The organism is Nocardia sp. Marseille-Q1738 (genome assembly GCF_965283145.1).
The window spans coordinates 1,691,307-1,706,205 of record NZ_CBDIMS010000001.1 but is presented as its reverse complement, the minus strand read 5'-3'; the positions used below and the strand labels follow the sequence as shown (position 1 = coordinate 1,706,205).

Sequence of the window (14,899 nt, the reverse complement as noted above, 5' to 3'; positions counted from 1 at the left end):
TCGCTTACAGCTTCCACGCTTCATCGAGGCGGCGGGCGACATCGATATCGCACGCCGCGGCAATGTCCGGCCTGCGGATCTCGGCGGAGATATAGCGGGCGACGAATCGCCTGACCTCGTGATCGACGCTGGCGAAGATCCGCAGCAACTGTCCGCGCCTGGTGGCGGCGGCGACATTCACGCGCACGTCGACCGGACGCGGCTCGGCGATATCGATCACCACCCGCAACGGCGTGGCGGTGCGCACCGTCAGGTGCAGGTGGACGGTCCCCTCGACATGGAACCGATGCCGATCGACCGCCAAGTCCAGCAGCAGATCGAGGTCCAGCGGAATGAGCAGCTCGAACGCGATCAGCTCGCCGCCGAGGCGGCGCAGCCGCGACCGGCCGAGCTGGACCTCCGCGGTCACTTTCGCCAATCGCCCAGGGCCGACGCCGATCGGGCCGAAATCGAAGGCGGCACCGGTCAGCTGACCGAACGCGCCCAAGATGCGCTCTTCGGAGGCCGCGAACTCCAGGAAGCGCCTACCGAACTCCGCGTAGCCGATGAAATCGCCCGGACCGTGCCGCACCATCCCGCTGGCGCTCGGCTCCGTCACGAGCGAGATCCGATCACACGCCGAAGCGGCGATGGCGCGCGGCGTAGTCGCGCAGCGCGCGCAGGAAATCCACCCGCCGGAACTCCGGCCAGTACGCCTCGGTGAACCATATTTCCGAGTATGCGCTCTGCCACAGCAGGAACCCGGACAATCGCTGCTCGCCGGAGGTTCGGATGACCAGATCGGGGTCCGGCTGGCCGGAGGTGTAGAGGTGCTGGCCGATCGCGTTCACGGTGATCGACTGGACCAGGTCCTCGCCCGTCTCGCCCGCGGCCATCTCCTGTCGGACCAGCGAGCGCACCGCGTCGGTGATCTCCTGCCTGCCGCCGTAACCGACCGCGACGTTGACGTGCACACCACCCCGCCCTTCGGTGCGCTCGGCCGCGGTACGCAGCCGTTTGGCGATGAGCTCGGGGAATCCGTCGAGCGTGCCCACGATGCGCACGCTCCAGTTCTGCTCCGGCGCAGACAGTTCCTCGACCACGTCGGTGATCACCTCGAACAGCGTCTCCAGCTCGTCCGGATCGCGCTGCAGGTTCTCGGTGGACAGCAGGTAGACGGTCACCATCTCGATACCCTCGGCCTCGCACCAGCCGACCAGTTCGGCGATCTTCAGCGCGCCGACCCGATGACCGTGGCTGACGTCGGTGAAACCGTTCTCCCGCGCCCAGCGGCGATTGCCGTCACACATCACCGCGACGTGCCGGGGATGTTGTTTGCCGGCCAGCTGCCTGGACAGCCGGGCCTCGTAGATGCGATACGGCAGACCCCGCACCTGACTCGGAAGTTCCACGCGGGCAACCCTACGCCTCGGCGACACGATCTCGGCATCGACCGCGATACGCCGGTACAGTGGCTGGAAGCTCAAACTTACGCTTCCGTAGGTTACTCGCGGGTTCGGCTGGGCGGCTACCACGCCTTCGCTCGGCCCGGGGTTGGCTACGGACGCACTTCGTCCGGCTGCGTCTATCAGGAGGTACTCGTGTCCGAATCGGTCGGCGCCGTCGACGCGGCACTGGTCACAACAGGCTCCCACTCGGCGGGCGAAGCGCTCGCGGAGGCGCTCGTCAAACCACGCCTGCGCGGCTGGATCCACACCTGGGCCGTCGGCATCGCGGCGATCGCGGCCGTGGTCCTCATCACCACGGCCGCCACGGTGTCGGCGACGGCGGGATGGTCGACGCTGGTCTACGGCGTCACCGTGTGCGGACTGTTCGGCATCAGCGCGGTCTACCACCGGGTGACCTGGCCGACCGCCCGCGCCCGGATCCGGATGAAGCGGGCCGACCACTCGATGATCTTCCTGTTCATCGCGGGCAGCTATACGCCGTTCGCCCTGCTCGGCTTGCCCGGACCCACCGGGCAGACGTTGCTGTCCGTGGTCTGGGCGGGGGCGCTGGCCGGAGTGGCGCTGAAACTGCTGTGGCCGACCGCGCCCCGCTGGGTCGGCGTTCCGCTGTATCTGCTGCTCGGCTGGGCCATCGTGCCGGTGGCCGGGCAACTGAACAGCCAGATCGGCATCGCGCCGTTGATCCTGCTGCTGATCGGCGGTCTGTTCTACAGCGGCGGCGCCATCCTCTACGCGACCAAATGGCCGAACCCGTGGCCGACCGTCTTCGGTCACCACGAGTTCTTCCATGCGGCCACGGTCCTCGCGGCGCTGACCCACTACGCCGCGGTCTGGCTCGTGGTCCTGCGCTGAGCGCAATACAGTCGGCGGGGAGAACCGACGAGAGGCGCGCAATGGCACGGCAGACGATGGGAGGCGCAGGCGTTCCGGGAGGCCGCCGGTGCTCCCCAGCCGTGTGGCGGCCGGATGCGGCGACCTCTCCGCCAAGATCACGGGGAAACCGCCTGTGCTGGTCACCCTGGTTCTATGCTGCTCGTTCGTGTTCCTCGTCGCTGCCTTCCGCCGCATCGCCCTGCCGGAGCGGGCAGTCGTGATGAGCCCGTCCCGCACCGGGGCGGCGCTCGGTGGTACCGGACTCTTCCAGCTCGTGCGGCCCATGGACGCGCCTGGGCCATCGCTGGGGTCCGGAGCGTTCGCGTGGATATCGAAGCGCCGCGCGGCGGGATCACGCATGGTGTGGCGACCCGGGCTGCGAAACCGATGATCTCGAAGTTCGTCCTATGGGCGCTCAAGGCCAGGGGTGGGTTGGCCGTGGTGGTCACCACCGCCAACCTCAGCGGCCTCGCGGTGATCGTCACCCAGCTGTGGCTGAACGGCTTCCTCGGCAGGCTCGGTGCGGACTGGCTGCGGGCGCTGGTGCTCGTCGGCATCTATCCGGCGGTGGGGTTCCTGGTCGGCGTCGTTCTCGCGGTGCGTGACCGCAAGGTGTATTTCGGCTGGCTCGACGCCGGACGAAAACCGACCGAGGCGGAGGCACGACGCCTGCTGCGGCTGCCGATCGCCATCAGCATCCGCGCGATCGCGCTGTGGATTCCCGGCGTAATCGTGGCCGCGGCGATCTTCGCGCATCTGAGCCCGGAGAACGACCCTGGCGTGACGACGGCACTGTTCACGATCGGGGCGTTCGAGACGGCGGCGGTCACCTTCCTGATCGTGGACCGGCTGATCCGGCCGACCATTCCCGTGGTCGCCGGAATTCTCGGCTGGACGATGCACTGGAGTTCGTCGGTCCTGGTGCGGGTCGTGGTGACCTGGGCGGTGGCGGCGGCGCTTCCGCTGCTCATGCTGATCGTCGTGCTGGCCGACCCGGCCGCCGCCGCGCCCGATCGAGTCCGGACCGCCATCTACCTGTCCGCGGTCGGTCTCGGTGTCGGCGCGCTGGCCACCGCCTTCCTCGCGCGTGCCGTGGCCGCGCCGATGCGCACGCTGCGCCGGGCGCTGGACCGGATCACCCAGGGCGATCTGGACGTCCGGGTGCCGGTCGGCAGCACCAGCGAGATCGGCAGGCTGGAACACTCGGTCAACGAGCTGGCCGCGAATCTGCGCGAGCGGCAGCGGATGCGGGACGTGTTCGGCAGGCACGTCGGGGCGGAGGTGGCCGAGCGCGCGCTCACGCGCGGCGTCGATCTCACCGGTGACGTGCGCGAGGTCTCGGCGCTGTTCGTCGACGTGACCGGGTCGGTGGAGTTGTCCACCGGGCTGCCGCCGCAGGAGTTCGTCGCCAAACTCAACCGGCTGCTCGCGATCGTCGTCGCGGCGACCGAGGAGAACAACGGGCTGGTCAACAAGTTCGAAGGCGACGCGGCGCTGTGCGTCTTCGGAGCGCCGATCGCCCTGCGCGACAACGCGACTCCCGCCCTGCGCGCCGCACGCCGGATCCGCGACGAGGTACTCGCCACCGGCGAACTCGACATCGGCATCGGCGTGGCGCGGGGCCCGGTCTTCGCCGGCGACGTCGGCTCCGACACCCGGCTGGAGTTCACGGTGCTGGGCGACGCGGTCAACGAGGCCGCCCGCCTCACCACCGCGGCCAAAGCGGTGCCGCGGCGAATCCTGGTGAGCGAAGCGGTGACCGAAGCCGCCGCGGACCACGAGCGCGCCAAGTGGACGTTCTACGACACGATCGTGCTGCGAGGCATGAAGGACCCAACGGCATGCTGGACCGACATCGATCGCCCCGCCACGCCGCCCGACTCCACCGCGACCCGCGCCGAGCAGCCCGACAACGGCAATCCGGCAGATACCAACCCCGTCATCGAAATCCACACCGCCGCAGCTGAACCCGGGGTACAGACGCGGAACACCGAACTGGACACCCCACCCCGGCGATAGCCGCGACATCACCGGACGTCGCCTGTCGCGTCAGGCTTTTCACTCGCCTTGCCGAGCCGGTTGCTCCGGGGCTCCGGATCTGTCGAGGGCGATACGCCATGGCAGGCGGATGGAGGTGGGCGGGTGGTCGTGTATCCACTGGGCGAGCGCTGTGATGGCGGAGAACAGTGCGGTGGCGCCGGCGAGCAGAGCCCAGGGTGTGAGTCCGGCGGTGTCGTACGAGATCTGCCGGACTCCCGGCACGACGATGCTGCCATTGCCGAAAGCCCAGCTCATCACCATTCCGGCCTGTCCACCCAGGTCCGAGGTGCGGTAGAGCATGGCCCGTAGCTCCGGGCTTTTGCTGTTCAGGTAGAGCACGGTGAGGATGACCAGGGCCGCGGCGGTCACCGTGGAAATCGTCGCCATCCGGGACAGGGCTTCGGTGCGACGCCCCAGATTCGCCACCACCGTGCAGACGGTGACGGCGATCGCGGCAGCGGAGAGTATCGCGAAGGCGCCGCTGATACGTGCGGCGGGCGGCGGCGACGATGACCAGATGTTGAGCAGAGACGTGGTCGCGGTCATCCGGCCGAAGGCGTTGACGCTGGCCTTGCCGTCGGCACCGGCAGCGGTCAGCCATGGCCGGAACAGCAGGATCAGCGTGACAATGCCGCCCGACGCGGCGCCCAGGTAGCCCCAGTTGCCGTTCAGCCTCGACAGGCGTGCCCGGAAATCGGCGGGCCGTCCGGGTGCTGCGCTCGGCGCTGGTTCGGGTCGGATGTCCTTGACTGACCAGGGAGTTGGCTGCACCGTCGCTCCGAATCGGGGATAGGTCGGCGTCGAGCCGAGGCGGACATGGTGATTCCCCTGCCGCTGGTCGTCCGTGCTGGTTTTCGCGCTGCCCGGGACGTGGTGCAACCGGACCGAGGCGTCGTCGCTGTCGTCGGTCACAGTCCGCACAGCAGGGGCTGCCCCGACAGTAGGAGGCGCAGTACGTCCGCAGAATGATTGCGATCAGCGCGATCTTGAATCCGGGCCGGACACTCGGCCGCGCGCTTCCGCGTTATCGACACCCGCTGGTTCTGCTGGAGTGCCGTGCGGAGTTGGCCCGAAGTCGAACCAGCACTCCGCAACTCGAGAGGCTAATTCCGCTGGAGTGCCATGCGGAGTTGGTCCGGGGTGGAGACCGGGAGGTCGCACACCGTACCGCGGCAGACGTAGGCCGCGGCGGCGTTGCGAACCAGGGGGCGATCGGCCAGGAGCGGGACGGCGTTCGGGGCGGCGGCCAGCACGACCGACCCGCCAGGGGCGGCCGAGCGGGCCGTGGTGAGCAATTCCGTTGGATGGGAGCTGGATTCGGTGGCGATGGCGACCTGGAGTGGCCCGCGCAGGGCGGCCTCGGCGACGGTGAGCCACTGGCCCGCCGAACGCGGAGCACGAGCCAAGACGATCGCGCCGCGCTCGAGCGTGCGGTCGGCGAACTCGCGGTAGCGCGCGGCGCGTTCCGGGTCGCTCGCGGCCGCGGCGGTGAGCAGCGCCTCGGCCAGCGCGGAGGCGCCTGCGGGTGTGGCGCCGTCGATCGGGTCGCGCGGACGGGTGACCAGTGTTTCGGCGTCGTCGGCGGTGTCGAACCAGCCGCCGGGCTGGTCGGGGTCGGCGAAGTGCTCGATCGCCGTGTCCAGCAAACGCTGCGCGTCCTCGAGCCAGCCGAGTTCACCGGTGGCCTGATGCAGTGCGAGCAGGCCCGTGACCAGCCAGGCGTAATCCTCCAGGATGCCCGTCGCGGCGCCGACGACACCGCTCAGCGACGCGCGCCGCAGCCGCCCGTCCACCACGTGCTCGGCGAGCAGGAAGCGCGCACACCGGACGGCGGCGGCCACCCACTCCGGCTCGTCCAGCGCGGCCGCGGCTTCGGCGAGCGCGGTGATCGCCATCCCGTTCCACGCGGTCACCACTTTGTCGTCGCGCTCCGGCTGCGGACGGCGGTCGCGCGCCGCGATCAGCGTCGCTCGAACGCGTTCCAGGCGGGCGTTGCCCTCCGCGCCGGTCGGCTCGGTGTACCTGGTCAATACGGAGGTGCCCTGTTCGAAGTTGCCCGCGGTGCTGACGCCGAAGAATTCGGCGGCCCACGCCCCGTCGATCGCCCCGAGCACACCGGCCAGTTCGGCGGGCGTCCACACGTAGGTCGCGCCTTCGACACCGGGTTGGCCGGGCTCCAGGTGCGTGTCGGCGTCCAGCGCCGAGGCGAACCCGCCCTGGGCGGTACCCAAGTCGTCGAGCAGGAACCGCACCGTCTCGCGCGTGACCCGGTGCGACAACGATTCCGGCAGCGCCGACGTGCTGCGCCGCGCCAAGTGCGCGTAGGCGCGCAGCAGCTGGGCGTTGTCGTAGAGCATCTTCTCGAAGTGCGGCACCACCCACGCGGCATCGACCGAATACCGTGCGAAACCCCCGCGCAGCTGGTCGTAGATGCCGCCACGCGCCATCGCCTCGGTGGTCCGCGCGACCACGTCGAACACGGCGGGTTCGCCGGTCCGCTCCCAGTGCCGCAGCAGACCCTCCAGCAGCGCGGACGGTGGGAATTTCGGCGCGCCGCCGAATCCACCGTGTTTGGCGTCCTCGTCGCGCAGCACGGCGGCTACGGCGTGGTCGAGCAGCTCGGCCGTGATGGTCAGATCGGCGTCGGGCAGCCCCGCCGTCTGCGCGCGCAGCGCCGCGGCCACCTGCGCGGACGCTTGGTCCACCTCGTCGCGGCGCGTGCGCCAGGTGTCGGTGATCGCGGTGAGCAGCTGGGTGAACGACGGCATGCCGCCACGCGGGAGTTTCGGGTAGTAGGTGCCGCAGTAGAACGGTTCGCCGTCCGGGGTGAGGAAGCAGGTCATCGGCCAGCCGCCCTGACCGGTCATCGCGACCGTGGCGTTCATGTACACCGCGTCGAGGTCGGGCCGCTCTTCCCGGTCGACCTTCACGCAGACGAAGTTCTCGTTCATCTGCTCGGCGGTCTCCGCGTCCTCGAACGACTCGTGCGCCATCACGTGGCACCAGTGGCAGGACGCGTACCCGACCGAGAGCAGGATCGGCACGTCTCGCTCCCGCGCTTCGGCCAGCGCCTCGGCATCCCACTCCCGCCAATCAACCGGATTGCCGGCATGCTGACGAAGGTAGGGCGACGTCGCGTCGTTCAATCTACCCATGCATGTCAGCCTAGACCGTCGTCGAGGTGCTCGGCTTTCATCGAGCGGCCGCTTGGAATGTGCGTCAGCACCCGGCCCCCGCAATCCGGTCCGTGGTGGTCGGATCGTACGGTCGTGACCTACCCGGTAGGGGTGTGACTTCGAAGCGACTCGGTCATCACATGCGACTCGGTCGCCGGCGCAGTCATTCGACTGATTCGGCAGGGATTCTCCGACTCCTAAATTCATTGGCATGCCACTGACCGAGGCGTCGATGACCGGAACCGAGAAGTACGTCGACGGGTCGTGGCGTTACGAACGGCTCGACGGTATCGGACACTGGATGCAGCTCGAAGGACCCGATCAGTCACAGGTTGCTGCTCGACTTCCTGTCCGAGCACTGAGCGGGTTGCTCGCGGCGGCGGAGAAGGGAAGTCATGACAGAGTCCACACAAACACCATCGATGCTGGCTCACACCTTGGCCGCCGGGCGCGACCGGGCCTTTGTCGGCCGGCGCGCCGAGCTCGAGTGGTTCGCCGCGGCGCTCGCGGGGAAGACTGAAGCCCGGCCCGTCCACTACCTGCACGGGCCGGGCGGTATCGGAAAGTCCACACTGCTGCGGAAATTCGCTGCACAAGCCCGGCGCGCGGGTCGGTCGGTGGTCGAAATCGACGGCCGTACAGTGGTTCCCACACCCCAAGGGTTTGTTGCGGCCGCGGGGACCGCACTGCACCAGCCCGGGGTGGTGCTGCTCGTCGACACCTTCGAAAAGTGTCAGGGGCTCGAAGGATGGCTGTGGGAGCGGTTTCTGCCGCAGTTGCCCGTCGGCGCGGTGGTGGTGGTCGCCGGGCGTGCCGAGCCGGACCCGCTGTGGACCTCCGACCCGGGGTGGGTTGATCTACTCCGCGTCACCGCGCTACGGAATCTCGTTCCGCAGGAGGCCGCCGAATTCCTGCACGCGCGGCACGTGCCGGCCAGTGCGCAGCAGGCCGTGCTCGAATTCACCGGCGGTAATCCGCTCGCGCTGGCATTGGCGGCGGTCGTGGCGGTGAAAGACCGTACACCGATCGGTGATTGGAAACCGAGCCAGGACACCATCGCGACGCTGCTGCGCCAATTGGTCGGCAACACACCGAGTCCCGAGCACCGCAGGGCGCTCGAAGTCTGCGCGCACGCGTACGTCACCTCGGAGTCGCTGCTGCGGGCCGTATTCGGCGAAAGGGCGGCGGAGCTGTTCGCGTGGCTGCGGGTGCAGCCGTTCATCGAATACACCGACACCGGGCTGTTTCCGCACGATGTGGTGCGGGAGGCGCTCGAGGCCGATCTGAAGTGGCGTGACCCGGAGGGGTTTGCGGAAATGCATCACCAGATGCGGGAAGTACATCTGGCACAATTGCGTTCGGTTCCGGAATCGCAGCTGCTACAGGCGACCGGTGCGGTGATCTTCCTGTATCGCACCGACAGGCAGATCTCGGAATTCAATATCTGGCGCGATGTCGGGCTCGTCGAGGACCATCCTTACGCCGAGTCGCACCGCGAGCAGGTGCTGGCGCTGGTACGACGACACGAAGGGGAGGCGTCGGCGGCGATCGCGGCATTCTGGCTGGACCATCAGCCCGCGGCGTTCCGTGTCTATCTCGCCACGCAGACGGGGGAGCTCGTCGCGTTCTCCGCGTGGCTGGCACTCACCGAACCCGTGGGACTGGACGTCGATCCGGTGGTCGCGGCGGCGTGGAACTACGCGCGGGCCAATGGGCCGTTGCGCTCGGGTGAGTATATGGCGTTGGCCCGCTTCACCGTCGATGCCACCGCTTACCAGCGGCCGGCTGCGTCCACCACCCTCGCCCAGTGGCGTGCCACCGGTGAAATGGTTCGCGGTGAACGGCTCGCCTGGTCGTACGTCGTCATGCGAGACGACGGCTACTGGGACGCGCATCTGGGCGATATCAATATGGTGCCCATCGATTCTCCGCCCACTGTCGGTGCCCATCGGTACGCACTGTTCGCCCACGATTGGCGCACGCAGCCACCCGGTCCGTGGCTGGAGGAGAAGTCCGCTGCCATGCTCGCGGGCGCCTCCATGGCCGATGGGCCGGTTCGCGGGCCCGCGGAGTTGGTAGTGCTGTCACGTCCGGAGTTCGAGACCGCCATCCGCGACGCACTGCGCACGCTGCGCAGACCAATTGGGCTCGACGACAATCCGCTCAATCGAAGCCGTCTGGTCGTGGAAAGCGGGAAGTCGCTGGCCGAAGTGCTCGCGGACGCGGCGCAGTCGCTGCTCAGGGAGCGCGGCGGTGAGAAGTTGCACCGTGCTGTGAGTGTCACCTATTTCAAGGGCGCGCCCACGCAGGAAGTGGCGGCGGAACTGCTCGGATTGCCGTTCAGCACCTACCGCCGCCATGTCAGCACCGCCGTGGAGCGGATGAGCGAGCTACTCTGGCATCACGAGTTGAACGGCCATTGAGAACCGTGTGCGGGAAACAGTGACGTCCAGAAGTCCTGCAGCGCTTCGGCTGCCGCCGCCGGGCGCTCGGCCATCCACCAGTGGCCCGCGTCCGGCATGAGGTAGAAGGTGGCCCCGAGTTGCCGGGCGACTTCGGCCGCTCGTTGGCAATCGTCGTAGGGGTCTTGCAGCGGATTGATGACGAGTCCCGGTGCGTCGGTGCGCTTCAGGTCGGGCCCCCAGTCGCGGTAGGGATTGGGGGTGGCCGACCGGTAGAGATGCAGGATGGCTCGGCCCATGCGAGCGTCGATATCGGTGGACTGCCGCATGAATTCCTCGCCGGCGCCGATGGTCTGCCAGGTTTGTGCCAGCTCGTGCCAGAGATAGTCCGGGTGCATGATGCTCGCGACGTCGGCTACCCAACTGCGCAGTGGAAGACTGTATTTGGTGACAATCCGATAGGTCAGCAGGGCTCCCCAGTCGTGGCCGACCAGGTCGATGGGGCCGGGAATTCGGCGCAGCTCGGCAGCCAGCCAGTCTGCGTATTCGTCTTTGGTGGCGGCGAATGATTCCGGTCTGGCGCTCCCGAAACCGGGCAGCGACAGTGCCATGCTGTCGTTATCGAGGTGGGCGCGGAGGCCGTCCCACAGGGACGCCATCTCCGGGACGCCGTGTACAAAGACGACGGTCATTCGAGTTCCTCTCTTGAAACTGCTGAGTAGCGCGGCTTTTCGGTGTGGCTCATGGCAGTGCGCGGAGCGGGCCGTAGTCGCGCTGGTAGATTCGGGGTGCCGCCAGACGGAGCACCGCATTGCGAACGACCGGGGTCATGCCCCTGGTGCTGTCGCGCCGCCGCGTCCTCGCCTGCACCCACCGGGTGCGTGGGAGACGCCGCCGCCGAAACCGTTCCAATAGATGCTCGATTTCTCCGGTCCCGCATAGTGATTCGGCCAGAACGAGGGCGTCTTCCACCGACATCGCCACGCCCTGGGCCATATTGGGTGAACTCGCGTGCGCGGCGTCACCTATGAGGATGATTCGCCGGGTTCGCCAGGTAGAGTCGGTGACTTCCTCGATGAGGGAGAAGTAGGCCTCGGTGGCCTCCGGTCCGGCGAGCAGGGCTCGGACTCGGTTGTCGAAATGAGAAAAGTATTCGGCCGGTATTGATCCCGCCGGTGCAGCGGCCGGTTCGGACGTCGACAGATCGGCGTAGCAGTACAGCAGATCCTTGCCGACCGGTACCGCGAGGAAGGTCGACCCTCGCCCGAGCCACACGGTCCAGCCATCGATGTCCGCTGCATTGTCGGTGACGAACCGCCAGCAAACCTGACCCACATAGCGCGCTTCGGCGTGCGGATTCACCATGCGCCGCAGCTCGGAGTGCACCCCGTCGGCCCCGACCACGACGTCGTAGTGGCCGCTGCTCCCGTCGCTGAACTCCACCTCCACACCGGATTCGGACTCGGTGAGCGCGCGCACGGTGGCGCCGGACCGGACGGGAAGACACAGGTTGTCCGCCAGCGCCGACCGCAGCCGGTCATACGTAATGCCCACGGGCTGCCCGACTCCCTGCCACAGGGCGGCCATGTCGATTTCGGCCAGTGCTCGGCCCCGATGGTCCCGCAGTCGCTGGGTGCGGATCGGTACGCCATGCTCGCCGAGCGCGCCCCCATATCCCAGTTCCGTCAGCGCCCTAACGGCGTTGCCCGGCAAGAAAAGTCCAGTCCCGGACGGGCTGTACGTCCGTCGCTCGACAATGTCTACCGACATCCCGCGACGATCCATCGCGGCCGCGACCGCCATTCCTGCGACTCCGGCTCCGACGACGAGAACGCTGAGCGGAATCGGCATGTTGTCTCCTCGTCGTGTCTGCCCAACTCACCCGAGCCGGTACGGCACCTACCGTCCCCGCCGCCACAGCTCATTTGCCAGGCCAGAAATTGCTCACTTCGAGAATTCAGGGTCAGGTGCCGTCCGCGGCGAGCAGTCCGGCCAGGCCGAGGAAACACCGCCGAGGATCTGGCTCGCTCCCGTGATGAGCGAGACGAGTACGGCCCCGCATCGGTCATGTGACTTGGTCCGGGGGGCACCGGAGAATTCGGATAGGGTCCACAGTCGATACGGTCGAAATCGATCAATTGGGGATGTTTCCCCATACGTATCGGCAGGCAGATGCGGAGAGGGTGACCCAATGCAGGGAATGCTGGTCGGCCGCGACCAGGAGCTGTCCCTGATAGCCGATGCGCTGTCGCCGCACACGGCGGGCCCATCGCTGATCGCCGTGCTGGGCGAGGCGGGAATCGGCAAATCCGCGCTGCTGGCCGCCACGGCCGAGGAGGCCGTCGAGCGCGGCGTTTGCGTACTGCGCGCCCGGGGCAGCGCCGCCGAGACCGACCTCGCCTACGCCGGTCTGCACCAGCTGCTCTTCCCGTTCCTCGACCATGCCGGCGCGCTGCCCACCCGACAGCGGTCGGCGCTGCTCAACGCCTTCGGCTTCGGCGATGAGACCGCCGCACCAGACCGCATGATCTTCAATATGGCCGTGCTGACGCTGCTGTCGAACCTGGCCGAGCAGCAGCCGCTGCTGCTCGTGCTGGACGACCTGCAATGGTTCGACCTCGCCAGCCGGGCGCTGCTGGCCTTCCTGATCCGACGGCTGGAAGGCGAACCCATCGGCCTGCTGGCCGGATGCCGGGGCGACCGGCTGCCGGATGAGTTCGAGGATGCGCTGCCCTCGATCGTGCTGGCTCCCCTCGGGCCGGTCGAGTCGGGGCAGGTGCTGGACCTGCTTCCCGACGCACCGGACGGCGCGCTGCGGGACCGGGTGCTCGCCGCGGCGGAAGGCAATCCGCTCGCCTTGCACGAACTGCCCAAGGCCATGCGCAACGCCGACGTCTTCGCCCCTGCCATACCCGTCACCGATCGGCTCATCCGAGCCTTCGCCGCCCAACTCGCCGCGCTACCCGCGGACACCCAGCACGCGCTGCTGGTCGCCGCCGCCGCGGACACCACCGATCAGGCGGTCGTCCGGGCCATTCTCCCGCCCGCCCGCGACCAGGTCTGGCGGCCCGCCGAACAGGCTGGACTGATCCGGCTGAGCCCCGGGCGCATCGAGTTCCGTCATCCCCTCATTCGCTCGGCGATCTATGGCGCCGCGCCGTCGTCCGTCCGCAGAACGGTGCATCTCGACCTCGCCGAGGCGTTGACCGGAGACATCGTCCGCCGGGCCTGGCACCTGTCGGTAGCCACCATCGAGCCGGACGAGGAAATCGCGCAGACTATCGAGCAGGCCGCGACGCTGTCCTGGGGCCGCGGCGCGTTGGCGGAGGGCGCGACCGGCCTGGTGCGTGCGGCCCAGCTCACGCCCGGCGTGCGCGACCGCGGCCGACGACTGTTCCATGCCGCGATCGAGTTCTTCGCCGTGGGAATGGTGTCGCAGGCAGCGACACTCGCCGCCCGCGCCGGCGAGCTCGTCGCGCAGAACGAGGAATCGGCCGACGACGCGATCGCCCGGGCATGGCGCGCGATCGCCGCCGTCCAGGATCTCGAGCTGGATCGGGCCTACCTCCTGCTCACGCCCGCCCTGGACAACGCCGTGCCGTACGACGCGGGCACCTTGACCGTCCTGACCATCGCCGGGGAGACCACCTATCTGTCCGGCCGCACCGCACACCGCGCACGAAGTCTTCGCGCCATGGACGATATCGACTGGATCCCGCAGGAGTACCGGCTGGACATGCTGGTGGCGGTCGATCCCTTCGGATTCGCCGAGACCGCCCGGAACAGCCTGCCCGACATGACCGCATCGCAGCAGGAGCACACCGCGCTGAATTTTCACGTCGCGCGGATCTGCCTGCGGCTCGACGAGACCGCGACTGCCGTGAGCCTGCTGAACTCCGGTGCACACCCCGAACGCTCGGACGCCCACGTCGTGCTCGGTGGGCTGATGGCCGCCTATCTCGGCACCGCGCTGTTCTACACGGGCCGCTGGGACGAGGCCGAACGTGCCATCGCCAAGATCGGCAAAGGCGAGGGCACACTCTTGGCTGTCCAGTTCGCTCGGTTCACCCAGGCCGCGGTCGCCGCCCTGCGCGGCGACGCGGTCCGTGCGTCGACCTCGGCCGCGGACATTCTCGCCCGCATCCCGGATCCGGCGAGCACCAGCGAGTTGACCGTCAAAGCCTGCTGGGTCGCGGGCATGGCGGCGATCGCCGAAGGTGATCACCAGTCCGGTTTCGCTTGGTTGCGAAAGACATTCGATGGTGCGGGCGGGCCGCTCCATTACAGCGTCTCCTGCTATTGCGTCGCGGACCTGGCGGCGGCCGCCGCCAGAACAGGCCGGATCGAGGAGGCCCGTGCCATTCTCGAACGTGTCGTCACCGACACCGCGGCAGGTCCGTCACCGCGGCTGCGACTGATCTTCGACCGTGCGCACGCCCTGCTCGCCGCGGGTGACGACGCCGAGAAGCACTTTCGGACGGCACTCGACACATCGGCGGGCGTGGAGTGGCCGTTCGAGCGGGCGCAGACCCAGCTGGAATTCGGCGAATGGCTGCGCCGAGCCCGCCGGATCACCGAGGCCAGACCCGTTCTCAACGAGGCACTGCGGATTTTCGAAAGACTGGGTGCCGCACCTTGGGCCGAACGGACCCGCGCCGAGCTCCGCGCGGCGGGATTGAACCCCAAACCCGTCAGCCGCGGCGCAGTGGCCAACCTGCCCGCTCGCACCCGCCAGATTGTCGAACTCGCCGCCGCGGGCTACACCAACAAAGAGATCGGCGAGCGTCTCTATCTGTCGCACCGTACGGTCGGTAGCCACTTGTATCAAGCCTTCCCATTGCTCGGCGTCACCGCACGTTCCCAGCTCAGAGACGCTGTCGCGGAAGGCTAGACGCCCCGGCTCGGGACAGTCATGTGACGGATGTGTTCGCCGCCGGCGCCTCGGCAGGATGGAGCACAA

10 protein-coding genes are annotated in these 14,899 nt (G+C 68.3%); 4 read left to right on the top strand and 6 right to left on the bottom strand.

All coding sequences use genetic code 11. The features are described 5' to 3' along the window. Positions 1 to 4: 4 nt before the first annotated feature. The gene (locus ACWPXK_RS07640; RefSeq protein ID WP_454195259.1) at positions 5 to 598 is read right to left on the bottom strand and encodes a hypothetical protein; all 594 of its coding nucleotides are present in this window, start codon (positions 596 to 598) and stop codon (positions 5 to 7) included. Between the two features lie 13 nt (positions 599 to 611). Then, positions 612 to 1,391, bottom strand: a complete 780-nt coding sequence (locus tag ACWPXK_RS07635) for an isoprenyl transferase (RefSeq protein WP_454195258.1) — start codon at positions 1,389 to 1,391, stop codon at positions 612 to 614. Between the two features lie 222 nt (positions 1,392 to 1,613). Here ACWPXK_RS07635 and trhA point away from each other — a divergent pair, with 222 nt between their 5' ends. Further along, entirely contained in the window at positions 1,614 to 2,300 is a 687-nt protein-coding gene (trhA, locus tag ACWPXK_RS07630) for a PAQR family membrane homeostasis protein TrhA (RefSeq protein WP_454195481.1), read from the top strand. A 345-nt stretch (positions 2,301 to 2,645) separates the two neighbouring features. Then, complete coding sequence (locus ACWPXK_RS07625) at positions 2,646 to 4,340, top strand: adenylate/guanylate cyclase domain-containing protein (RefSeq protein WP_454195257.1); 1,695 nt, start codon at positions 2,646 to 2,648, stop codon at positions 4,338 to 4,340. 39 nt (positions 4,341 to 4,379) lie between these two features. On the opposite strand, the gene ACWPXK_RS07620 is transcribed toward ACWPXK_RS07625, so the two are convergent. Both ACWPXK_RS07620 and ACWPXK_RS07615 read right to left on the bottom strand, forming a co-directional pair. Next, on the bottom strand, positions 4,380 to 5,273 hold the full coding sequence (locus ACWPXK_RS07620) for a hypothetical protein (protein WP_454195256.1): 894 nt from the start codon (positions 5,271 to 5,273) through the stop codon (positions 4,380 to 4,382). Between the two features lie 191 nt (positions 5,274 to 5,464). Then, entirely contained in the window at positions 5,465 to 7,516 is a 2,052-nt protein-coding gene (locus ACWPXK_RS07615; protein WP_454195255.1) for a thioredoxin domain-containing protein, read from the bottom strand. A gap of 416 nt (positions 7,517 to 7,932) precedes the next feature. Between ACWPXK_RS07615 and ACWPXK_RS07610 the strand changes: the two genes are divergently transcribed. Continuing rightward, on the top strand, positions 7,933 to 9,960 hold the full coding sequence (locus tag ACWPXK_RS07610) for an ATP-binding protein (RefSeq protein ID WP_454195254.1): 2,028 nt from the start codon (positions 7,933 to 7,935) through the stop codon (positions 9,958 to 9,960). Here ACWPXK_RS07610 and ACWPXK_RS07605 read toward each other — a convergent pair. Together ACWPXK_RS07605 and ACWPXK_RS07600 are read right to left on the bottom strand one after the other, a co-directional pair. After that, positions 9,939 to 10,631, bottom strand: coding sequence for an alpha/beta fold hydrolase (locus ACWPXK_RS07605; protein WP_454195253.1), 693 nt, complete (start codon positions 10,629 to 10,631; stop codon positions 9,939 to 9,941). The two genes, ACWPXK_RS07610 and ACWPXK_RS07605, sit on opposite strands and share 22 nt — an antisense overlap. Positions 10,632 to 10,680: 49 nt before the next feature. Continuing rightward, the gene (locus ACWPXK_RS07600) at positions 10,681 to 11,790 is read right to left on the bottom strand and encodes an FAD-dependent monooxygenase (RefSeq protein ID WP_454195252.1); all 1,110 of its coding nucleotides are present in this window, start codon (positions 11,788 to 11,790) and stop codon (positions 10,681 to 10,683) included. Positions 11,791 to 12,130: 340 nt separating this feature from the next. On the opposite strand from ACWPXK_RS07600, the gene ACWPXK_RS07595 reads away from it, so the two are divergent. Beyond that, positions 12,131 to 14,830: an ATP-binding protein gene (locus ACWPXK_RS07595; RefSeq protein WP_454195251.1), complete on the top strand. Its 2,700-nt coding sequence runs from the start codon at positions 12,131 to 12,133 to the stop codon at positions 14,828 to 14,830. The last annotated feature ends 69 nt before the right edge of the window (positions 14,831 to 14,899 follow it).

What these genes read in the sequence shown, in the direction of transcription:
- ACWPXK_RS07615 (WP_454195255.1), bottom strand. Translation starts at nt 7,516, where the DNA reads ATGGGTAGATTGAACGACGCGACGTCGCCCTACCTTCGTCAGCATGCC.
- ACWPXK_RS07610 (WP_454195254.1), top strand. Translation starts at nt 7,933, where the DNA reads ATGACAGAGTCCACACAAACACCATCGATGCTGGCTCACACCTTGGCC.
- ACWPXK_RS07605 (WP_454195253.1), bottom strand. Translation starts at nt 10,631, where the DNA reads ATGACCGTCGTCTTTGTACACGGCGTCCCGGAGATGGCGTCCCTGTGG.
- ACWPXK_RS07600 (WP_454195252.1), bottom strand. Translation starts at nt 11,790, where the DNA reads ATGCCGATTCCGCTCAGCGTTCTCGTCGTCGGAGCCGGAGTCGCAGGA.
- ACWPXK_RS07595 (WP_454195251.1), top strand. Translation starts at nt 12,131, where the DNA reads ATGCAGGGAATGCTGGTCGGCCGCGACCAGGAGCTGTCCCTGATAGCC.